The following is a 20576-nucleotide window of genomic DNA, read 5'->3' as shown; positions in this document are numbered from 1 at the left end:
GTCCGAAGCGTCCAGCATGTCGGTTATGCGAATTATTTATGATGACTGCTCCCGGCCCGATAGCTTTCAAGGTCCGTTAAAGGGTTGCCGCCATTCTTTGTCGCCATAGCGCGTCGGGCGACGAGAGACGACGCGCCGGGTGGGCTGTAGCGAGTGAGACAATGCAAATTCCGATAGCGCGGGATCTTGCCGAGAGGGTGACGCCGTTTTCGTCCCGGACGACATGCCAGGAGGCGTTCGATCGGTTCATGGCGAGCGGATCTCTGCTGAACGTGCCGGTGGTGAACGACGGGCGCCCGGTCGGGATGGTCAGCCGCCAGGATTTCCTGCTGGTCTATGTCCGCCTTTACGGCCGGGAGATTTACGGGCGGCGGCCGATTTCATCGCTGATGAACCGCTATCCCCTTGTCGTCGATGCCTCCGAGAGCTGCGAGCGGGTCAATGCGCGGCTTTTCGGCTCTGGGCTTTCATCGCCGCTGCAGGGCTATATCGTGACGGAAAATGGCGCCTATTTCGGTCTCGGCGCGGCGGCGACGCTGATGCGCGTGATGGCCGGGCTGACCGAGCGCCGCGCCGAGGACCTGGAGCGCCAGCGGCAGCGTGCGGAAGCCGCCAATCAGAGCAAAACCAAATTCCTGGCGACCATGAGCCATGAACTGCGCACGCCGCTCAATGCGATCATCGGCTTTGCCGACCTGATTCGCATGGAGCTTTACGGCGAGATGCAGCCCCCGCGCTACAAGGAATATGTCGCGGATATCCACACTTCCGGCGTTCATCTGCTCGGCATGATCAACGAACTCCTCGACATGGCGAAGATCGAGGCGGGGCGGTCGGAACTGAACGAAACCGAGATCGTCATCCCGGAGATCGTGGATGAAGTGGTTCGCATGATGACCCCCTCGATCTCCGAAAACGGGTTGACGCTTTCCGCCCAGATCGAGGCGGACCTGCCGACGCTTTTTGCGGACGAGCAGCAGATCCGGCGCATTCTCGTCAATCTGGTCTCGAACGCGGTCAAATTCACGCCGCCGCAGGGGGATATTTCGGTCGTCGCGGAAACGAGCGCAGATGGAGGCATGCGGATTGCCGTGCACGATACGGGAATCGGCATACCCGCCGACAAGCTGGAAAAGGTGCTCGAGCCTTTCGAGCAGGTGGAAAACTCCTTTACACGGACGAGAGCGGGAACGGGGCTCGGCCTGCCGCTCGCCAAGGCCATGGCGGAGGCGCATGACGGCACTTTGTGCCTTGAAAGCAAGATCGGCGTGGGGACGACGGTCTGCATTTGCCTGCCGCCTTCGCGTCTCGTGCCGTCGATCCCCGCCGAAAGCCGAATGACGGACGTCGCCTGAGGCGTCTCACTGGAGGCCGGTGCGGGGCGTTTCGCCGACATAGCGGGCGCGGGGGCGGATCATCTGGCCGGAGCGGTACTGCTCCATGGCGTGGCCGATCCAGCCCGCCATGCGGCCCAGCACGAAAAGCGTGAGCGCCGCGCCGCGCGGCAGGTGCAGAACGCCACCCGTGGCGGCAATCGCAAAATCGATATTGGGATGCAGCCCGCCGGCTTCCGCCATCACGCGGCGGACGCGCTCCACGCGCTGGAAAACCGCATCGTCCCCATGCGAGCGCGCCAGCATGTCGAGCAGGCATTTCGCGCGCGGATCGCCGTCGGGATAGAGCCAGTGGCCGAAGCCGGGCGGGGGATCGTTTTCGCGCAGGCGCTGGATGACCGCGTCCTCGATGTCCTGCCGGTTGGCCAGATCGAAAAGGAAACTCTCGACCCGGGTGGTGAGGCCGCCATGCTTCGGCCCCTGCGCGGCGCAGATGCCCGCCTGCATGGCGGCGTAGAGATTGGAGCCCGTTCCGGCGACGCAGCGCACGGTGAAGGCGGAGGCGTTGAGCTCGTGATCGGCGGAAAGAACGAGCGCGGCGCGGATCAGTTCCGTCCCCGGCCTGTCGCCATAAGTCATTGCCCGGCTTAGCATTTCATGGACGGGCGCTGGACCCGGCGTCTCGCCCGCGACGATGGCGGCCACCAGCCGGAGGAGGCGCGCGCCGGTGGCGGCAAGGCCGCGCTCGGTCATGTTGTAGACGGCGGCGTCTTCCAGCGCGGCGACGGGGAGCAGCGCCAGACAGCGCTCGATCCGGGGCATGGTCCTGAGTTCCGCGGCCAGCGCCTCGAGTTTCGGCGTCCAGGGCGGCAGTTCGTCCCGGGTGAAGGGCTGGATGTCGCTGAGCCCCCAGAGCAGCGTCGCGACCTGTTCGAGGCTGGCATTTTCAGCCAATGACGTAGCGTCAGCGCCGCGATAATAGAGCTTTCCGTCGCTGATGAGGGTGATTGCGCTCTCCAGCACCGGCTGGCCGCCGAGGCCGAAACCGGCTTTGGCGCCGGGCGGCAGGGCCGTTTCGCCCGGCGAACCGCCGCGGCGGGCCCTGAGTTTGCGGATATCCTCGGCCCGGTAGCGCTTGGCGCGGCTGTCCGGGACGGGCTCGGAGCGGATGAGATCGCGGCTCACATAGGCGTAAAGCGTGGCAAGGCTCACCCCCAACTCCGCCGCCGCCTCGCGGGCGGAGAGGTAGAGGTTTTCGGGAGTTCCCGGCCCTTTTTTCGATTTGTCCGCCATTTCCGAAATGCTGCGCCGCAAAAGTATTTTAATATTGATTAGCTTAATCAAGATTGACCAATAATCAAGCCATCGCCAGTTTCCGCTCATGAATTCGCTGAGAAAGGTGATGCCATGAGCAAGATAGAGATGAAGGCGGGGCGAGATTGGGACCATGCCTTGAAGGATGCCAGCGCGAGCGGCCTCGACGAGGTGGTCGCCGCCGAGACGGCACTGAGCGATGTGGACGGTCAGGCCGGCCGGCTGATCGTCGCCGGGCACAAGGTGGAGGCGCTGGCCGAGACGCATGACTTCGAGGCGGCGGCGGCCGAACTCTGGGCCGCGGCGGGGCTCGATCCCGCGCCGGAAGCGGAGGAGGTGCGTGACCTGCTCGGCCGGTCGCGCGAAGACGCCTATCGGCTGGTGCCGGGGCTCGTCGGCGTTGCGCGAGGGCTCAACGTGATCGAGGGCCTGCGCGCGGGGCTCGCCCTGCTGCCGGACGAGGGAGATATCCCCGCCCATATCCGCGCGCTGGGCGCCGCGCCCGTTTTCGTGGCCGCGCTCTGCCGGGCCGGGGAAGGCAAGGAGAACATCGCGCCGGACCCGAAGGCGGGGCAGGCGGCGGATTTCCTCCGTATGCTGAATGGAAGGGCGCCGGGCGAGGGCGAGGTGAAGGCGCTCAACGCCTATCTCGTCACGGTGGCCGACCACGGCATGAACGCCTCGACCTTCGCCGCCCGCGTGACGGCCTCGACAAGGGCGGGCATGATCTCCGCCGTGGTCGCCGGGCTCTGCGCACTGAAGGGCCCGCTCCATGGCGGCGCGCCGGGGCCGGTGCTCGACATGCTGGATGCGATCGGCACGCAGGAGAACATCCGCCCCTGGCTCGAAAGGGAAATCGGCGAGGGCGGACGGCTGATGGGCTTCGGCCATCGCGTCTACCGCGTGCGCGATCCGCGTGCGGATGTTTTCAACACGGCGCTGACCTATATCACCGACGGCAATGAGCGCATCGTCTTTGCCCGAGAAGTGGAAAAGGAAGCGCTGGCCGCCCTGAAGCGCGCCAAGCCCGACCGCCCGCTCGACACGAATATGGAATACTACACCGCCATATTGCTCGAGGCGCTGGGCATTCCGCGCGCGGCCTTCACGGCGATCTTCGGCATGTCGCGGATCGCAGGCTGGACGGCGCATGTGATCGAACAGGAAAGGGTGGGACGCCTCATCCGTCCGCAGTCGCGCTATGTCGGCCCGTGGCCGGACGACGAGACGGAAGCGGCGTAGCCGCTTGGTTGCTTCCTTTGTCAGTGTCATCCCGGGACTTGTTCCCGGGATCCATTGGCTCTTCGGCAAATGGAAAAGTGAGTGGGTCCCGGCAACAAGTGCCGGGACGACATGGAAGGCATAATCAAAAGTGACGAACAGCAACGACATTCGCGCCGCTTTCGAGCGGCAATCCATCGCCTGCGACTATCTGGGTTCGCCCCTCAATGCGCGGCTGTGCCGGTTGCTGGGCGAGCGGCTCGACGCGCGCACGAATTTCGGTAATCGCATCCTTGCGTGGGAGGGCGATCCGCAAAGCGATGCGCTGCCGATCCGCGCGGCGGGTGCGTTTCATGCGCTGAAGCGGCAGGACAGGGCATCGCTCGCGCCGGCCTATCCGCCGAACGAGGTGACGGATGACGAGTTGTGGCAGGCGCTTGCCGCGGCGATGGAACGGGAAGACGCGTTCCTGACGGCGTTTCTCGACAGCGCGCCGCAGACGAACGAGGTCTCGCGGTCGAATGCGATCCTTGGCGGGTGCCTCCACATCGCGGCGCGGACGGGCCTGCCGCTCGCCCTTCATGAGATTGGGTCGAGCGCCGGGCTCAACCTCAATTTCGACCGCTATCATTACGATCTCGGCGGGCGCGAATGGGGCGATCCCACATCGCCGGTCAAAATCATGTCGTCATGGGAAGGCGAGACGCCGCCGCTCGACGCACCGCTTGCCGTCGCCTCGCGTCGGGGCTGCGACCTGAACCCGCTCGACATGTCAGACGGGGCCGCACGCGAAAGGCTGCTTTCCTATATCTGGCCGGACCAGACGGCGCGGCTCGCCCGGATTGAGGCGGCGGTCGATGCCGCCGCGCGGAGCGGCACGCAGGTGGAAAAGGCCGATGCGGTGGAATGGGTCGCGCGGCATTTCGCAAAGCCGAGCAAGGCGGGGCATACGCGCGTGCTCTCTCACACCATCGTCTGGCAATATTTGCCGGCGGAAACGCAGGCGCGGATTGAAGCGGTGATGAAAGAAGCCGCCCTTGAAGCGAGCGAAGATGCACCGCTCGCCTGGCTGAGCATGGAGGCGGATGAAACCGATCCGAGTTCGGCGTCGTTGCGATTGCGGTTGTGGCCCTCGGGGGAGGATTTGGAGCTCGCCCGCACGGATTTCCATGGGCGCTGGACGCGGTGGACTTAACTCCCAATGTCATCCCGGCGAAAGCCGGGACCCATTGGGGCTTCGACAAGGAGCTACCGAGAGTGGGTCCCGGCAACGAGTGCCGGGACGACACCGAGTTTTTGATTTCTTCTCTACCCACAGACAAAACTGTCGTCCCGGGACTTGTTCCCGGGATCCATTGGCGCTGCGGCAAGCGGTTGATGCGAGTGGGTCCCGGCTTTCGCCGGGATGACAGCTAAGGTTTGGCGTCCCCTTCGATCCGGAACCGCCTTTCGTCGAGATAGCAATAATCCCGGCGCGCGAGGCTCACCTGATCGAGGTCGATTTCGAGGGAGCCGATGGCTTCTTCGGTGCCCATTTCGAGAAGCGTGCTGCCGTCCGGGCCGGCGACCATGCTGCCGCCGGCGAAGGTCATGTCTTTGCCATCGCCGACGCGGTTGGCGACGGCGACGAAGAGCTGGTTTTCCTGCGCGCGGGCGGCGATGGCGCGGCGGTGGACGTCGCCGTAAGGGTTCATATTGCCGTTGCTGAGCGCGATGAGGTCGGCGCCTTGCGCCGCGGCGAGGCGGGCGGGTTCGGGGAATTCGACGTCGTAGCAGATGAGCGCGCCGAGCCTGTAGCCGCCGATATCCGCGACGGCCACCTCCGAGCCGGGGCGGAAGATGGCGAGATCGTCGCGCCAGAGATGCGTCTTGCGATAGGCCATCAGCAGCCCGCCGGGGCCGATGATGGCGGCGGTGTTGAAAAAATCCTCGCCGCTCAGTTCCGCAAGACCGATGGCGATGACGCAGGCATGGCGCGCGGCGAGCCCGGTCAGCCTTTCGACGGTGGGGCCGGTCAGCGGTTCGGCGACCGCCGCCACGCTCGCGCGGTCGGCAAATCCGCTGGTCGCGGTTTCCGGCAGGACGATGAGATCGTGGCCCGGTCCGGCCTCTTCGATGATCGCTTCGATGCGTTTCAGATTATGGGGCAGATTGTCGGGCGCGTTTCCGTCGTCGATCCGCATCTGCCCAAGCGCTATTTTCAGTTTACTCATCGAACTCGACTCTTACCGAGGGACCGACCTTCTCCCCGATCATTATACACGGAAGGGAACCTGCCGCGCCGCTCGCCTATTTGCGGTAGCGCAGCGCCTCGACGAGAAGGGCGAAGGCGGGGGCGTGCTGGCGGCGGCTGGGATAATAAAGGTGGTAGCCGGAGAAAGGCTCGCACCAGTCCTCCAGCACGCGGATGAGGCGCTTTTTCTTCAGGTGCCCGGTCACTTCCGCTTCCGGCACATAGGCAAGCCCCGCGCCGCCGAGCGCGGCCTTCACCATCATGGAAACGCTGTTGAAAATGAGCTGGCCGTCGACGCGCACGCGCAATTCGCGACCGTCCTTGTCGAACTCCCAGGCATAGAGGCCGCCATGGGTGGGCAGGCGCAGATTGATGCAGCGATGCGAGGTCAGGTCCTGCGGCACCTTTGGCCGGGTGCGTCCGCTGAAATAGTCCGGACTGCCCACAACGGCCATGCGCATGGGCGGGCCGATGGGGACCGCGATCATGTCCTTCGCCACGGTTTCGACATTGCGCACGCCGGCGTCATAGCGTTCGGCCACGATATCGGTCAGGCCGAAATCGATGACGATCTCGACCTTGATGTCGGGATAGTCCGGCAGGAATTTCTCAAGCGCCGGCCAGAGCACCATGCCGGCGGCATGTTCGTCCGCCGTGATGCGGATGGTGCCCGCCGGTTTCTCGCGCAGCTCCGTCAGTTCGGTGAGTTCGGCGTCGATTTCCTCAAGGCGCGGCGCGAGCGTTCGCGCCAGACGCTCGCCCGCATCCGTCGGGGCGACGCTGCGGGTCGTCCGGGTGAGGAGGCGCAGGCCGAGACGGGCCTCCAGATTGCTGATTGTCTGGCTCAGCGCGGATTGCGAGACGCCGAGCTTCGCCGCCGCCCTGGTGAAGCTGCGTTCCTGCGCGACCGCGAGGAAAGCGGCCAGATCGTTCAGGTTTTCATGCGCCATTCATTAGCCATACTAATAAGTGTAATCGGATAATACGGCCTAATCCCGGCCGGTCAATGCGACTATCTCCTGTAGCAAGGGTGGGGAACGTCCCCGCCCGCCATCGAAGGCAGAGGAGGTCCGAAATGAGCTTTATCTATCGAAACGGCTCGCGCCCGTCGCAGCAGGGGCCGAGCGAATTTTTCACCGGCACCGTCCGCGTCGATCCGCTCGTGCAGACCGAGGCGCCGGCGCGCGTTTCCGCCGCCAGCGTGACCTTCGAGCCGGGCGCGCGGACGAACTGGCATACGCATCCGCTGGGCCAGACGCTGATCGTGACCTCGGGCGTCGGCTGGACGCAATGCGAGGGCGAGCCCATCGAGGAAATCCGCGCGGGCGACGTGATCTGGTGCCCGCCGGGCCACAAGCACTGGCACGGCGCAACGCCGACCACCTCCATGACGCATATCGCGGTTCAGGAAGCGCTGGACGGCAAGGTCGTGGACTGGCTGGAGCCCGTCACCGACGAGCAGTATCTGCCCGGCCCCTCGAAGAACGGGAAGGGGTGAGCGCCATGTCGGATCATGCAAAGCCCGATCATGCCAAAAAAGCGTTCGGCCATATCGCGCCCGCGCTGGCGGACTATACCGACGATGTTCTGTTCGGCGATGTCTGGGAGCGGCCGGGCCTTTCGTCCCGCGACCGCAGCCTCGTCACGGTTGCCTCGCTCATCTCGCTCTACCGCGTCAACGAGCTGCCCTTTCATTTGAAGAAGGCGCTGGAGAACGGGCTCACGAAGGACGAGATCATCGAGGCGATCACGCATCTTGCCTTTTATGCGGGATGGCCGACGGCGAACACGGCGCTGCCCATCGCGGAACGCGTTTTCAACGACACCGAAAGCTGAAGGAGACGGCCATGCCCCATGTCGTCGTCAAGCTCTGGCCCGGCAGCAGCGAGAAGCAGAAGAAGGACCTGGCCGAGGCGATCACCCGCGATATCGGGAAAATCCTCGGCAATGGCGCGGACTCCGTGTCGGTCGCGCTGGAAGAAGTCCCGGCGAAGGAGTGGACCGAGAAGGTCTACAAGCCGGAGATCAAGGACAAATGGAACACCCTCTACAAGGAGCCGGGCTACGACCCGCTTTGAAGAAAGCGGCGCGACGTAGCGGGACCGGCGGACAAGGAGACATGAAATGAACGACAATATTCAGGACAAGGTGGTCGTCATTACCGGTGCGAGCAGCGGCATGGGCGCGGCCACCGCGCGCCATCTGGCCGGGGAAGGCGCAACGGTCGTCATCGGCGCGCGCCGGGCGGACCGGATCGAGGCGCTGGCCAAGGAAATCACCGACAAGGGTGGCAAGGCGCTGGCCGTGGCGACCGACGTGACCAAGCGCGAGGAGGTGAAGGCGCTGGTGGACAAGGCGGTCGAGACCTATGGCCGCATCGACGTGCTGCTCAACAATGCGGGCCTGATGCCGCTTGCGCCGCTGGAACGGCTCAAATTCGACGAGTGGGACCAGATGGTGGACGTCAACATCAAGGGCGTGCTGAACGGCATCGCCGCGGCGCTGCCCCACATGAAGGAACAGAAGGACGGCCATATCATCAATGTGTCCTCGGTCTACGGCCACAAGGTGGAGCCGGGCGCGGCGGTCTATTGCGGCACGAAATTCGCCGTGCGGGCGATCTCCGAAGGGCTGCGCCAGGAGGTGAAGCCCTACAACCTCCGCACGACGATCATTTCGCCCGGCGCGGTGGCGACGGAACTGCTCGACCATATCAGCGAGCAGGATATTGCGACGAGCGTGCGCGATTTCGTCGACCGGATCGCCATACCCGCCGACAGCTTCGCACGCATGATCGCTTTCGCGATCGGCCAGCCGAAGGATGTGGATGTGAGCGAGATCGTGTTCCGCCCGACGGCGCAGCCTGTTTGACGCGGGCGGGCTTTCATCCGCTGGATAGCGTGAAGGAACCCCAACCCTGGCTGTCATCCCGGGACCTGTTCCCGGGATCCATTGGCGTTGCGGCAAGCGGCCGATGCGAGTGGGTCCCGGCAACAAGTGCCGGGACGACATTCGTTCCCTCAGTTCATGTTGTCCGTGCAGGGCGGCCTGTCGAGGAAGGTGCGGCTCATCAGTTTCACCGCATCCGTGTCCATGAGTTCCGGGTGCCACTCCGCCGTGCGGACGATGCGCGCGGCGAGCTGGTCGTAGCTGCGCGGGCCGTCGAGATTGAGGCAGGCATAGGGATCCTTGGCGGAATTGCCGAATACCTTCTTCGCCGCTTCATCCGTATGAAGATAATGGATCACGGTGAAATAGTTGACGATGTATTGGCGGCAGTTGCGCGCCGGGATCGGCGTGTGGCCGACGGGATTGAGATGCCAGGCGGCCAGCGCCTTGCAGGCGGCGTAAAGCTCGCGGCCCGTGGAGATGCGCGGGCGCGCCTCCGACGTCGGGACGAACGAGGTCAGGGGCAGGGCGATGGCAAAGGCAAGACCGAGGCCCATGAGAATGATGCGCGCGCGGGAGAGCTTCGCCATGGGCGGTCACGACGGCCCGCCGGCGCCGAACCAGCGGTCCCAGAGTTCTTCGCTGCATTCGCGCCCCGACATCTGGCTGGTGATGAGGCGCATGGGGCGCTCCACGCTTTCGGGCACGTCGTCCGGGTCGCCGCCCAGAGTGCTGGCCATCGGCCTATAGGCATCCGCGGCCATTTCCTGCGCCAGCATCCGGCATGGATCGGTCGTGCCGTAATAGAGGACCGGCGCCGCGACGGCGGCGACGATCAGGATGACGATAAGGCCGATGGCTATGCGCATATGTTTTTCCCCCCTCGACCGGCCCCTCGGGCGCCGGACTTTCCGTTTCCGTTACTCAATAGCCGAACGGGCCGGAGCCGGATGACCCGGTATAGGGGTCGTTGGCGTTCCGCGCGCCGCTGTCGACGCGGCAGGAATTGAAGCCCGCCTTCCAGCCCGCCCGATAGGCGTCGCTGCTCTTGTAGAGCGCTTCGTTCCGGTTGGCCGCATCTTTCTGGCCGGATGTGGCCGCCCAGCAGCCGTCGGAATGGCCCTGCCTGTATTCGGGCTCGCCGGCATGGGAACTGGCGCCCAGATCCGCGCAACCGGCCAGAATCGGCAGAATTCCGCCGATCAACGCGCGTAAAACAGCCTTGCGACGCATCCCGCGGCCTCCTTTTTCGGCATTCGTCCCGCCCCTGAAGATAGGGAGGCGGCGGATTAGGCGCAAATGCGACCATCATGCTTTACGAGGTTTTAACAGCCCGGGTGTTTCACTATGGGCGGGTTTCATCAAGGAGCGCCGCGCAAGGTCGCGCCCGCATCGTCAATGGCTCTGGGCAATACGCAGAATACGACCCTGGACGCGCCCGCCGGCACCGGCCGGGACGGGGAGGCGGTGTTGCGCCGGATCGCGGATCTGGCGCTCCTGCCGAGCAATCTCGTGCCGCCGCAGGAGCGCAACCTGCTGGACGGCGTACTGGCGCAACTGGTGAGCCGTCTCGATGAGGGGATGCGCCTGCGGCTGGCCGAACGGCTGGGGCAGCAGAGCGATTGCCCGCGCGAGCTGGCCATGGCGCTGGCGCGCGACGAGGCGAAGATCGCCGAGGAAATTCTGCTGGAAGGCATGCCGCTCACCGACGGCGATCTGGTGCGTATCGTTTCGGAGAGCGACGAGCCGCACCGGTTCATCATCGCGGGGCGCCGCGCGCTGTCGAGCGCCGTTGCCGACGAGATCGTCGAACGCGGGGAGACGGCCACGATTTGCCGCCTGCTCAACAACCGCTCGCTGCGTCTTTCGCTCCGCGCCGTCGAAATCCTCGTGGCGCGCAGTGCGAGCGATCCCGAATTCCGCGAGCCGCTGCTGGCGCGTCCGGAACTTTCCGCGCGCATGGCGCAGATGATGTTCTGGTGGTGCGACGGGGGGCAGCGGCTGGAAATCATGCAGCGCTTTACCGTCGACCGCTCCCGCATCCACGATCTTCTCGATCCCATCCTCGGCGACGGGGACGGATTGCGCGGCATGGACGAGGCAATGCGCGTGACGCTGTCCCTGCTGAGCCGTCCGCGCGCGATCGACCGCGAGAAGCTGATGGCGCTCGTGTCCGGCGTGGGCAAGGGCGACCTGGACCGCTTCTCGGAAGACCTCGCAGCCATGTCCGAGGTCCGGCCCGAAACCATGTACCGTATACTGAACGATCATGGCGGCGAACCGCTGGCGGTGTTCGCCAAGGCGGTGTCGCTCACCCGCAAGGAGTTCGGGGAACTGATCGTCGTCGCGGTGGATGCCCGCCAGGAAGGCCTGCCGACCAAGCGGGATCTCGACCGGATCGGCGGCCTGTTCGACAGCCTCACCGCCGACAAGGCCGATGTCGCCCTGCGCTACTGGGATGTGGCCGTGGGGAGCGAAGCCGGGCGGGCGGAAGGCGAGGGGATCTAGTCCGCCGCCGAGGCCCGGGTGAGGTTCGCGACGATCTCCGGCCCGCTCTCGCATGTCTCGCCGGTGCCGGTCTCGTCGAGCACGACCGCCATCTTGCGCCGGAAGCCCGGCCCGCTCACCAGCTCTTCAAGCGATGTCCTTGCGCGCTGCGCCGTCTCGATGATGTCCTGCTCGGCGCGGTCGATGAGGTCGAGCACGGTACGCGCGCTTTCCAGCATGTCGTCGATCCAGCCCGCAAGCTCGGGATCCTGCATCTTGAGGGTAACGGCGTCGGAGACGAGCTGGGTGACGGCGCGGCGAACCGCGGCCGTGTCGAAATCGCCGCCCACCAGCGTCAGCAAGGCGCGGACCTGCGCATTGACGCTGTTGATGAGCGCGGCGCGCTGCCGGGCGCGTTTGCGTTCCGTGTCGGCGACCGGCGCGAGGTCGTCGAGCGAGACGCGCAACACATCCGCGATGGCCGCCATGGTGCGGAAGCTGCCGTCCTTCTTGCCGGTCTCGATCTCCGAAAGATAGGGCGCGCCGACGCCGGCGGTGCGCGCCAGATCGATCGCCTTCATCCCCCGATGTTCGCGCCAGACGCGGACGGGGTTTTCGCCATGGGCGATGCGCCGCGCCACCGGGGCGGGGACGGGGGTGAGCGTATGTTCGAGCGTCGCCGCGGCGCTGTCGCGCTCGGCGGCTTTCCTCAGCGCGTCATAGGCGGCGACGGGCATCACGACGAAGGCCGGTTCGCCATCCGCGCCTGCAATGCGTTGAACGCCTTCGTCGTCGTGTTTCTGGGTCATCCCGCCGGCCGGAGATAGGGCTCCCTCCCGCGCTACCTTCTGCGCGCGGGGGTGAAGCGCTGCGATTCGTCCCTGTGTGAATCAAAGCACAAGGGCCCAGTCATGTCTAACTGCGTCCATTTCGGATGTATGGCGTGTTTAACAGGGGCTTAGCCGAGAAGGGCAGTTCCGATTCAAAATGGAATCGGTGCCGTCATTGCGAGCGCCGGGCCGGATTGCTTCGTCGCTTCGCTCCGCGCAATGACGGGGTCGGGAATGGCCTAGCTTCGCCAGCGCAGCGTGGCGGGCTTGACCGGATTGACGAAGGGACGGCTCTCTTTCTGCGCGGTTTCCCACTCGTTCTTGAGCTGGTTGTACCATTTGGCCTGCACATCGGCGTCGTTGATGAGCATGAGGCGCGGATCGAAGCGCAGGCCTTCCTGCTGCAGGTTCACCATGTCGCGGTCCTGCTTCAGAAAGGCGCGCACGAAGCCCCGGGCGATGGGGCGCAGCAGCGAAAGCAGCGGCATGGTCCAGTAGAAGCTCTGCGTGATCTCCGTATGCGTTTCGTCGACCGGCGTGACGCTGGTCAGCCCGATGACGCGATGCCTGCCGACCTTGATGTGCTCGATGCGGATGCCGGGCAGGCGGAAAGCGATCTCCGTGGTCGGCGCGCCGCCCAGGAGTTTGTACGCGAAGGAATTGCTGGACGGCCTGTGCTCGACCATCTTGAACCCGAAATCGGCGGGTGCGAACTCTTTCGCCTTTTCGTGGATGGAGCGCGCATTGCGCCAGTACCAGGACTGATGCACGAAGGGCCCGTGCGCGGGGTCCATCAGACCGATCACCGCGTGATCGATATGGCAGTTGAAGACCATCGCTTCGCGCAGGCGCGGCACGGCCGCCTCGCCGATGTCGGGCATGACGGGCGGCTCGATCTCCGGCGCGCGGTCGGGCGTGTCCGGCGCGGCGATGAAGACCCAGATATTGCCCTGCACCTCGCGCGCGGGATAGGCGCGCACGCGGATCTTGTCGACCTCGACGGTCTGCTCGGGCACCAGCGAGGGAATTTCCGCGCAATGCCCGTCGGTGCGGAACTTCCAGCCATGATAGGGACATTCGACCGTGGTGGCCGCGCAGCCCGCTTCGCCCGCGGCGACCTGCCGGCCCGCCGACAGCGGAACGCCGCGATGCGGACAGATGTCCTTCAGCGCGAAAACCTCTCCCGTTTCGCTGCGCCCGATCACGATCGGTTCGCCCAGCATCACCTTGTGCACGAGAGCGCCCGGCCTGAGCGCCTCGGCGGGCATGGCGAAGTACCAGATATTGTGAAGAAAACGCGGCATGGCGAGGCGGTTTTTCCGTAGTGGCGACAGGATGGCGAGCGGCGCGGCATTATGGACGCGCAAGGGCGGCCACGTCTAACGGGCGCACCCGCCTGCGACCCCCGGTCGCGCCCGTGAAAGCGCAAGGAGCCGATAGTTCGGTTCTTCATAAAGGTTTTAAACGCCCGTTAACAGGCCATGCGTAGCGTTGACGGCAAGGGAATGCGGATGGTCTCCATTTGCACCCGGATGAAAATGGCAAACCGCCGGAAACGGCGGGACGCAAAGCCTCCGGCCCTCCTTTCGCACATGACGCGCGGAAAAGGGTAGCGGGGTTGCCGCCGGACAGGATCCTGGAAACGCGCGACGCAGCGCCACGCTTCCGCCATGCCCGCTCCACGCAGCAACCTCCGATGATTTCGGCTTTGCACCCGTCTCCGGCCAGAGGTCCGAGAGGAGTGTTTCCATGCCGGCACCGATGCGAGTCTTCGTATTTGCGTCCCAGAAGGGAGGCTCTGGCAAGACGACGCTTGCCGGGCACGTCGCGGTTCAGGCCGCGCTGGCGGGGCACGGCCCCGTCGCCATCATCGACACCGATCCGCAAGGCAGCCTGGAGCAATGGCACGCCGCGCGGAATGCGGACATGCCGACCTATCTCAAGGCCGACATGACGACGCTGGCAAGCGCGGTGGAGCAGGCGAGGGAGGCGGGCGTGCGCCTTCTCGTCATCGATACGCCGCCCGCCATCACGCGCCAGATTTCCGACGTCGTCGCCCATGCCGATCTCGTGCTGGTGCCGACCCGGCCGAGCCCGCACGACCTGCGCGCGGTGGGGCCGACGGTGGACATTGCCGAATGGCACAAGAAGCAGATGATCTTCGTCGTCAATGCCGCGACGCCGCGCGCCCGCATCACCTCCGACGCGGCGGTGGCGCTGTCGCAGCACGGCACCGTGGCGCCGGTGACATTGCATCACCGCGTCGAATTCGCCGCCGCCATGATCGACGGGCGCACGGTGATGGAGGCAAAGCCCGCGGGCCGCTCCGCGCGCGAACTGAGCGAACTCTGGGAGTATCTCGCCGAGCGGATCGCCCGCATGGACGCCTCCGAAGAGGAGCAGGCGGGCCTTGCGCCGCCGCGCGTGCCCTACCGGACAAATCTCAATGCGCTTGGCCGGAATGCACCCATGTTTGGCCGCCGTGCCAACTGATACGAGCCGGAAAAGGAACGAGACGATGAGCCGAGACGGATTTGCGACTCTCAATGCCGGGATGATGACCCGCCGGCACGCGCTTCCCTTTGCGCCGGATCGCGGCGGCCATGGCAAGGGGCAGGGCCATCCGGCCCCGCATGCGCCGCCGCCCATGCCCGGTCCCGACCCGCGAGAAATGCCGACGGCGCAGCAGGCGGAACGCCGCGACGTGCCCGTCGAAGACCGCGCCCGCTATGCCGGGCCGGAACGCCGCCAGCGCGACATCAGCCCGGCGGTGGAACGCAGGGGCAGCGTGCCGCCGCGCGTCAAGACGTCGATCCGGCTGGAGCAGCATCGCTATGTCCGCTTGCGGCTGGCCTCGACCGTGCTGGAGCGGACGCATCAGGATCTGATGATTTCTGCGATCGACGACTATCTCGATTCGCTGCATGTGCCGCGCTTCGATCCCCGAAAGCGCTACCTCAAATAATGCACTCAAATGGACAGCGGGCGCTTTATGCCGTCTTCCCCGGAGTTCAGCGAAAACAATGCCAATGAAATGACGCGCAGTATTTAATTTTTGCCGTCGAGTGCATGAAACCTTGATTTTTCATCGATAAAACGGATATAGAGTTGCCACTTGAAATAATATGAATCGAAACCGGAGCAAGTCGCCGTGAAATCCGCGTCCGGTTTCCGCGAGCGGGGGCGGAGGCATTTTGACGGCTGAACTGATCGACATGACGGCGGAAATAGTCGCCGCCTATGTGGGGCACAATAATGTCGCTCCCGATGACGTGCCTAAACTGATCGAACTCGTTCACGGCGCCCTGGAACAGGCCGCGTCGGGCGAAGCGTCGGCGGACCAGGCCCGGCCGGACCCCGCCGTGCCGGTGGATCAGTCGATCACGGCCGAGTATCTGATCTGCCTCGAAGACGGCAAGAAATTCAAATCGCTGAAGCGTCATATCCGGACCCATTACGATCTGTCGCCGGAAGAATATCGCGAGCGCTGGGGCCTCGCGGCGGATTATCCGATGGTCGCGCCCAGCTATGCGAAAGCGCGCTCCCGCCTTGCCAAGAAAATGGGGCTCGGCCAGAAGGGACGCGGCGCCGGCACCCGCAAGCGCTGACATCGCTGCCTACTTGCATTCCGCGCAGACGGGATTCATCATCGTCAGGTGATTCGCACGCCGTTCCGGCGATGCGGCATGCCGAAAGGATGAAGCCCTGTCGCACGCAGACGAGATAGGCAGTTCGCAGCTTCAGACGATCCGTGCACAGCTTATCCTGCCGGAGCAGCAGGAACTGTTCGACTACTGGCGCGGCAAGCTGCCCGCCGGTCCGGACGGCGCTAGCGGCCATTGCCCGCGCCGCATCGACATTCGCCCCGGCGACATGCGGGCGCTTCTTCCCTCCATCAGCCTTTACGATGTGCTGGACGACAATCCGCCCCGCCTGCGCGTGCGCCTGGCGGGGACGCGGCTGCGCGACTATCTGGGGCGGGAAACGACCGGCCTCATGCTCGACGAGCTGGAGCAGGGCGATGGCCGGGCCTATTGGGACGTGGCCTATCGCGAGGTCATCCGGTCTCGGCGTCCGGCGCAGGGCGTCATCGAGGCGGGACGGCCCGGCGGCGCGAAGCTCTTTCGTTTCTGGCTGCGCCTGCCGCTCGAAAACGAGGAAGGCCGCATTCACATGGTGATGGGCCATGACGTCTTTCTTCAGTCGGAAAAGGCGCATGCGCTGGCAAGCCGCGCCAGCCTCGAGATCGCCTGACCGTTTCCACCCTGTTTTCTTTGGCCACGGGACCGCTTGATGTTGCGGCGCCTCCCGGGCGACACTGTGCGGGCGGGGACGGTGACGAGAGCGGAGGAGACCATGCGTTTTACCGGAAGGACAACACCGACGGCCATGCGGGCCGCCGGAACGATCGCGGCGGGGGTCGCGCTCGCTTTCCTCGCCCTGCCTCAGGCGCGGGCGGCCAATGCGGTGCTCGAAAGCGGCACCAAGACCATCGCATCCGGCGAAAGGGCGGTCTTCGCCATCGAGGGCGCGGCCTCCGTGCCGACCGACCTTGCCGCGCAGTGCACCATTCGCGATGTGACGGGCCGCGCCGCCATCACCTTCGATGCGGAGGGCTATGTCCCGCTCTCCGAACCCGCGGTGGGCGACCGGCTGTCGCTGATGCGCGGCGAGACGAAAAACTATTCGCTGAACGGTGCGATCCGCCCGACGGACAAGGGCGAGAGCTATATCGCCTTTTCCATGATCGACCAGCCCGCCTCCTTCTGCTTTCCCGGCATGGAGTGCGGCGGCAAGGACGAAGTGGCGAACAAGGCGACCGTGGCGTGCCGGAACGCCGGCGAGTAGCCGTCCGGCGCCGTCAGTCGAAGCGGCGGAGCATCAGCGCGACGGGGGCCAGCCAGTCCAGCCGACCGAGCCGTTCCGCCTCGGCCCCTGCGAGGGGGACAAGGAACAGCGCGTCCTCGTCCGCGAGCGAGACCAGCTTGCCGAAGCGGACCGTACCGCCCGCCGACAGGATGCATTCCCGCCCGGCGAACCGCCGGGCATCGGCCTCTTCATGTTTGCTGCCGATCAGAAGGTCGCCGCTCCGGTAGGCGCCGAAGGCGGCGGCGATGCGAAGCGCGACCGGGCGGGGTAGCGCCACATCCAAAGCGACGGACGTTTCGCCCGGCGGGGGCGGGGCGACGCGCCCGTCCGGCGCGAGCGAGCCCGCCAGCATGGCCGCGCCCTCTTCCGGCGCGGCGATGAGATCGCCCACGGCGACATCCAGCGCGCGCGCGAATTTCTCCAGCCAGTCGGTCGATACCGTCATATCCGCCGTTTCGAGGCGCGAAACGGTTGCCGCCGTCGTGCCGAGGCGGCGCGCGAGGTCGCCCTGCGTGAGGCCACGACGGGTACGAAAATGGCGTAGGCGGGTCTTCACTTTCGGGGACTCCTGGGGGGCAGGGAAGTCGTCGCTCGATCGCTCAATTTATCCCCGCTTTTACGAAATACGTAAATAATTGTCCAGTGTATTCGTAAGTTCGCAGTATGTTCGCGAGAGGCGCGGAAGACGGAGGGATACGATGTATGCGAGTTCTGGATCGAATGCGTCCGACGAGGGTCGGCACTGGCGGCGGGAGAGCCTCGCGGCGCCCTTGCGGGAGACGGGCGGCGAACCGGCGCGGCGGGCGCAGGTGGCGCTGATGCAGGAGGTGATCGCCCGGGCCTGGAACGTGCCGGTGGCGGAACTGCGCGCGCCCACGCGCCGCCATGCCCCGGTGGCCCAGGCAAGGCAGGTCGCCATGTATCTGACCCATGTGGCGTTCGGCTTCAGCCTCTCCGCGGTGGGACGCTATTTCGGCCGCGACCGGACGACGGCGGCCCATGCCTGCCGGCTGATCGAGGACCGGCGCGACGACGCGGCCTTCGACCTGCTGCTCGACCGGCTCGAACAGTCGGTGCGCGCCCATGCCGGGGACGCTTGTGCCGATGCCTTTGCCGATCCTTGCGCCGATCCTTGCGCCGATTTGGGCAGGTGGTGAGCCGTGGCGGTCGCGGAGCGGGAGCTGGCCCGGGAAGTGCGGCGGCTTTTCAGGCGGTTCGACGAAACCGGCGCCTATGTGGCGCGGCTGGCGGAAGGCGATTACGGGCTCTTCGTGGCGCGCAATCGCTGGCGGCGGCCCGTCCTCCGGCTCGATGCGCGGATCTGGCGGGACATGGAGGCCCGCGATCTCGTGACCTGCCGCGAGACGCGGGAGAATGCCGGGATATGGATACCGAGCGAGGCCGGGCGGGCCTGGTACCGGCGGCTGGAGGCGGCCGCCGATCCGTTCCAGACACAGCACCGGACGCTTGCCCGCAAGGCCCATCCCGACCCGGCGGAGAAGGAAAGGGTGACGGTCAACGAGGGCGAAAGCCCGCTCGGCTGGCTCCGGCGGCGCAAGGGCGCACACGGCAAGCCGCTGATCGGCGAAACCGAATTCGAGGCGGGCGAGCGGCTGCGCCGGGATTTCACGCTGGGCCGGATGACGGCGCGGGTGACGGCGGACTGGGCCATGGCGCTGGCGCCGGGCGAGGGCGCGCGCAGCCCCCGCGACCCCGCCGAGGCGAGCGACAGGGCGCTCGCGGCGCGCGAAAGGCTGTCGCGCGCGCTCGGCGAGGTCGGGCCGGGACTTGCCGAACCGCTTTATTATCTGTGCTGCGAGCTTGAAGGGCTGGAGGCGGTGGAGCGCCGCTTCGGCTGGCCGCCGCGCTCGGGCAAGGTAGTGCTGCAAATTGCGCTCGCCCGGCTGGCGAAGCATTACGGGATGGGATGAGGGGGTAAAGCCCCTCCCCTCGACGGGGGAGGTGAGAAGAGGGAGATGGCCGGACCGATCCTAGGCCGCGACGGCTTTGGCTTCCGCCTGGATGCGGGCGACCATGGAGAAGAGGCCGTTGGAGCGCTGTGGGCTCAGATGCTCGTTGAGACCGAGCTTCCCGAATATCTCGCGCGCGTCGATCGACGCGATCTCCTCGGGCGTCTTGCCGGAAAAGATGCGCAGCAGAATGGCGATCAGGCCGCGCACGATATGCGCATCGCTGTCGCCCCGGAAGACCAGGCGGGGGCGGCCGTCCTCGCCCGGGTGAATTTCCCGCACCAGCCAGACCTGACTGGCGCAGCCCGTGACCTTGTTTTCCGGCGAATGTTCTTCGTCGGTCAGCGGCTGGAGGTCCTTGCCCAGTTCGATGACATAGCGATAGCGCTCTTCCCAGTCGTCGAGAAAGGCAAAATCCTCAATCAGTTCTTCCGCGCTCATGCCGGTCTGTCCCGTTCTTCGATTGAGTAGGACATAGCCATGATGGCGCCGGGACACAAGCGCGCGGGCCCCGGACGGCAAAACGCCCCGTCCGCGGTAACGGACGGGGCGTTGGCTGACCGGGATTCCTAGGTGCCCGGTCATGACGGCGGCCTGAGGGGTGGTGGCGCTCAGGCTCCCGTCATTTGTTGAAGGGGGCGGGCGGCGGGGACCGCATGGGCCGGCGCCTGGTGCTGCGCATCCGTGTCGGATTTTTCCGGCTGCGCCGCCGCCCGCGATTGTCCGTCCGAAGCCGTTTCCCGGGCCTTGTCGGTCAGCCAGACGAAGAGCTGTCCGCCGTAATAGGTCGTCTGGTTGATGACGTGATCGACGATCGCGCTGCTGCGGGCGCAGACATCCGGGTTGCGGTCGCAAAAGCCGAGCACGTCGCTTGCCGACTTCGCCGCGAGCGAGAGCGCTTCGCCGGCATCCATGTCGGGCTCGGCCTGCCCGGCCGGCGCCCCGCTTTCCAATGCGGCTGTCGTGAAGCCGGTCTCCGGCTGCGGCGTGTGCGAGGCCGTGAGATTGCCCGCCGACGGCAAAAGGAAGGCCAGCACGGTAATCCAGAACGCGGCTCTTAGAAGAAACGAAAACATCGGTACCACCCTTGTTGAAACCCGCCTGGCGGGTGCCTGACGCAAAGCTAGGGCGGCGACCGTAGCTAGAGGCTTAACTGGATAAGTAAAAACTGTCCTATTTTGACAAATAGACAAAACAACACTCTGTATGGTGAGTGTTGTAACTATAGAAACTTCCGTTTCTTCTTAAAAGTATTGTCGACTTTTATGTAACTTTGTCGAAAAAGCAGGTAAAATTCGAGGCGAAGTTTTCTAAAAAACGGGGCGAATTCCATTAAAATTTTAGAGAAAGGGGGGATTCCGGAAAGAACCGGAAAGGAAAAAGACCCCGCCCCGGATGAGGCGGGGTCTCGTTCGATGAGCGGCCCGAT

26 protein-coding genes and 1 riboswitch are annotated in these 20576 nt (G+C 65.4%); of the genes, 15 read left to right on the top strand and 11 right to left on the bottom strand.

Translation table 11 applies throughout. The features are described from left to right. The first annotated feature begins 161 nt into the window (after positions 1 to 161). Positions 162 to 1355 carry a sensor histidine kinase gene (locus tag FHS78_RS13950; RefSeq protein ID WP_167094986.1) on the top strand — a complete coding sequence of 398 codons (1194 nt, stop codon included), beginning with the start codon at positions 162 to 164 and terminating at the stop codon, positions 1353 to 1355. Between the two features lie 6 nt (positions 1356 to 1361). Here the strand turns inward: FHS78_RS13950 and FHS78_RS13945 are convergent, their stop codons facing one another. Continuing rightward, complete coding sequence (locus FHS78_RS13945) at positions 1362 to 2627, bottom strand: citrate/2-methylcitrate synthase (RefSeq protein ID WP_167094985.1); 1266 nt, start codon at positions 2625 to 2627, stop codon at positions 1362 to 1364. A gap of 114 nt (positions 2628 to 2741) precedes the next feature. Between FHS78_RS13945 and FHS78_RS13940 the strand changes: the two genes are divergently transcribed. After that, positions 2742 to 3890, top strand: coding sequence for a citrate synthase/methylcitrate synthase (locus tag FHS78_RS13940; RefSeq protein ID WP_246220510.1), 1149 nt, complete (start codon positions 2742 to 2744; stop codon positions 3888 to 3890). 130 nt (positions 3891 to 4020) lie between these two features. Then, complete coding sequence (locus tag FHS78_RS13935) at positions 4021 to 5064, top strand: DUF2332 family protein (RefSeq protein WP_167094984.1); 1044 nt, start codon at positions 4021 to 4023, stop codon at positions 5062 to 5064. A gap of 217 nt (positions 5065 to 5281) precedes the next feature. Here the strand turns inward: FHS78_RS13935 and FHS78_RS13930 are convergent, their stop codons facing one another. Both FHS78_RS13930 and FHS78_RS13925 read right to left on the bottom strand, forming a co-directional pair. Next, positions 5282 to 6082 carry a carbon-nitrogen hydrolase family protein gene (locus tag FHS78_RS13930; protein WP_167094983.1) on the bottom strand — a complete coding sequence of 267 codons (801 nt, stop codon included), beginning with the start codon at positions 6080 to 6082 and terminating at the stop codon, positions 5282 to 5284. Positions 6083 to 6158: 76 nt separating this feature from the next. Then, positions 6159 to 7052: a LysR family transcriptional regulator gene (locus tag FHS78_RS13925; protein WP_167094982.1), complete on the bottom strand. Its 894-nt coding sequence runs from the start codon at positions 7050 to 7052 to the stop codon at positions 6159 to 6161. Between the two features lie 125 nt (positions 7053 to 7177). Between FHS78_RS13925 and FHS78_RS13920 the strand changes: the two genes are divergently transcribed. From FHS78_RS13920 to FHS78_RS13905, 4 genes are read left to right on the top strand one after another with little or no spacing between them, the layout of a single operon-like run. Continuing rightward, positions 7178 to 7600, top strand: a complete 423-nt coding sequence (locus FHS78_RS13920; RefSeq protein WP_167094981.1) for a (R)-mandelonitrile lyase — start codon at positions 7178 to 7180, stop codon at positions 7598 to 7600. A 5-nt stretch (positions 7601 to 7605) separates the two neighbouring features. Then, positions 7606 to 7938, top strand: coding sequence for a carboxymuconolactone decarboxylase family protein (locus FHS78_RS13915; RefSeq protein WP_167094980.1), 333 nt, complete (start codon positions 7606 to 7608; stop codon positions 7936 to 7938). An 11-nt stretch (positions 7939 to 7949) separates the two neighbouring features. Next, the gene (locus FHS78_RS13910; RefSeq protein WP_167094979.1) at positions 7950 to 8180 is read left to right on the top strand and encodes a tautomerase family protein; all 231 of its coding nucleotides are present in this window, start codon (positions 7950 to 7952) and stop codon (positions 8178 to 8180) included. Positions 8181 to 8226: 46 nt separating this feature from the next. Then, positions 8227 to 8973, top strand: coding sequence for an SDR family oxidoreductase (locus FHS78_RS13905; protein WP_167094978.1), 747 nt, complete (start codon positions 8227 to 8229; stop codon positions 8971 to 8973). 149 nt (positions 8974 to 9122) lie between these two features. On the opposite strand, the gene FHS78_RS13900 is transcribed toward FHS78_RS13905, so the two are convergent. From FHS78_RS13900 to FHS78_RS13890, 3 genes are read right to left on the bottom strand one after another with little or no spacing between them, the layout of a single operon-like run. Then, complete coding sequence (locus FHS78_RS13900; protein WP_167094977.1) at positions 9123 to 9581, bottom strand: hypothetical protein; 459 nt, start codon at positions 9579 to 9581, stop codon at positions 9123 to 9125. A gap of 6 nt (positions 9582 to 9587) precedes the next feature. Beyond that, positions 9588 to 9860, bottom strand: coding sequence for a hypothetical protein (locus tag FHS78_RS13895; RefSeq protein WP_167094976.1), 273 nt, complete (start codon positions 9858 to 9860; stop codon positions 9588 to 9590). A 55-nt stretch (positions 9861 to 9915) separates the two neighbouring features. Further along, a complete protein-coding gene (locus tag FHS78_RS13890) occupies positions 9916 to 10224 on the bottom strand; it encodes a hypothetical protein (RefSeq protein WP_167094975.1) in 309 nt (102 codons plus the stop codon). A gap of 165 nt (positions 10225 to 10389) precedes the next feature. Between FHS78_RS13890 and FHS78_RS13885 the strand changes: the two genes are divergently transcribed. Then, on the top strand, positions 10390 to 11499 hold the full coding sequence (locus FHS78_RS13885; RefSeq protein WP_167094974.1) for a DUF2336 domain-containing protein: 1110 nt from the start codon (positions 10390 to 10392) through the stop codon (positions 11497 to 11499). Here FHS78_RS13885 and FHS78_RS13880 read toward each other — a convergent pair. Both FHS78_RS13880 and FHS78_RS13875 read right to left on the bottom strand, forming a co-directional pair. Further along, a complete protein-coding gene (locus FHS78_RS13880; RefSeq protein ID WP_167094973.1) occupies positions 11496 to 12287 on the bottom strand; it encodes a helix-turn-helix domain-containing protein in 792 nt (263 codons plus the stop codon). The two genes, FHS78_RS13885 and FHS78_RS13880, sit on opposite strands and share 4 nt — an antisense overlap. A gap of 260 nt (positions 12288 to 12547) precedes the next feature. Beyond that, positions 12548 to 13675, bottom strand: coding sequence for an aromatic ring-hydroxylating oxygenase subunit alpha (locus FHS78_RS13875; protein WP_205305321.1), 1128 nt, complete (start codon positions 13673 to 13675; stop codon positions 12548 to 12550). Positions 13676 to 13838: 163 nt separating this feature from the next. Then, a riboswitch (cyclic di-GMP riboswitch) is annotated at positions 13839 to 13934 on the top strand. Positions 13935 to 14057: 123 nt separating this feature from the next. Between FHS78_RS13875 and FHS78_RS13870 the strand changes: the two genes are divergently transcribed. From FHS78_RS13870 to FHS78_RS13850, 5 genes are all read left to right on the top strand, one after another. Then, positions 14058 to 14801, top strand: coding sequence for a ParA family protein (locus FHS78_RS13870; protein WP_246220509.1), 744 nt, complete (start codon positions 14058 to 14060; stop codon positions 14799 to 14801). Between the two features lie 25 nt (positions 14802 to 14826). Further along, positions 14827 to 15273 (top strand): hypothetical protein, encoded by a 447-nt coding sequence (locus FHS78_RS13865; RefSeq protein ID WP_167094972.1) that lies wholly within the window; start codon positions 14827 to 14829, stop codon positions 15271 to 15273. Positions 15274 to 15523: 250 nt separating this feature from the next. After that, positions 15524 to 15916: a Ros/MucR family transcriptional regulator gene (locus tag FHS78_RS13860; protein WP_167095088.1), complete on the top strand. Its 393-nt coding sequence runs from the start codon at positions 15524 to 15526 to the stop codon at positions 15914 to 15916. Between the two features lie 97 nt (positions 15917 to 16013). Further along, complete coding sequence (locus tag FHS78_RS13855; RefSeq protein ID WP_167095087.1) at positions 16014 to 16562, top strand: PAS domain-containing protein; 549 nt, start codon at positions 16014 to 16016, stop codon at positions 16560 to 16562. A 102-nt stretch (positions 16563 to 16664) separates the two neighbouring features. Continuing rightward, positions 16665 to 17156 carry a hypothetical protein gene (locus tag FHS78_RS13850; protein WP_167094971.1) on the top strand — a complete coding sequence of 164 codons (492 nt, stop codon included), beginning with the start codon at positions 16665 to 16667 and terminating at the stop codon, positions 17154 to 17156. Positions 17157 to 17169: 13 nt separating this feature from the next. Here the strand turns inward: FHS78_RS13850 and FHS78_RS13845 are convergent, their stop codons facing one another. Then, on the bottom strand, positions 17170 to 17733 hold the full coding sequence (locus FHS78_RS13845; RefSeq protein ID WP_167094970.1) for a helix-turn-helix domain-containing protein: 564 nt from the start codon (positions 17731 to 17733) through the stop codon (positions 17170 to 17172). Between the two features lie 142 nt (positions 17734 to 17875). On the opposite strand from FHS78_RS13845, the gene FHS78_RS13840 reads away from it, so the two are divergent. Together FHS78_RS13840 and FHS78_RS13835 are read left to right on the top strand one after the other, a co-directional pair. After that, positions 17876 to 18334 carry a helix-turn-helix domain-containing protein gene (locus tag FHS78_RS13840; protein ID WP_246220508.1) on the top strand — a complete coding sequence of 153 codons (459 nt, stop codon included), beginning with the start codon at positions 17876 to 17878 and terminating at the stop codon, positions 18332 to 18334. A 3-nt stretch (positions 18335 to 18337) separates the two neighbouring features. Further along, positions 18338 to 19108 (top strand): DUF6456 domain-containing protein, encoded by a 771-nt coding sequence (locus tag FHS78_RS13835; RefSeq protein ID WP_167094969.1) that lies wholly within the window; start codon positions 18338 to 18340, stop codon positions 19106 to 19108. A gap of 60 nt (positions 19109 to 19168) precedes the next feature. Here FHS78_RS13835 and FHS78_RS13830 read toward each other — a convergent pair whose 3' ends face one another. Together FHS78_RS13830 and FHS78_RS13825 are read right to left on the bottom strand one after the other, a co-directional pair. Continuing rightward, the gene (locus FHS78_RS13830) at positions 19169 to 19588 is read right to left on the bottom strand and encodes a SufE family protein (RefSeq protein WP_167094968.1); all 420 of its coding nucleotides are present in this window, start codon (positions 19586 to 19588) and stop codon (positions 19169 to 19171) included. A gap of 170 nt (positions 19589 to 19758) precedes the next feature. Next, a complete protein-coding gene (locus FHS78_RS13825; protein WP_167094967.1) occupies positions 19759 to 20223 on the bottom strand; it encodes a DUF5330 domain-containing protein in 465 nt (154 codons plus the stop codon). Positions 20224 to 20576: the final 353 nt, after the last annotated feature.

This window comes from Parvibaculum indicum (assembly GCF_011762095.1).
In the GTDB taxonomy this organism is placed as follows: domain Bacteria; phylum Pseudomonadota; class Alphaproteobacteria; order Parvibaculales; family Parvibaculaceae; genus Parvibaculum; species Parvibaculum indicum.
This window is presented reverse-complemented; position numbering and strand designations above follow the sequence as displayed.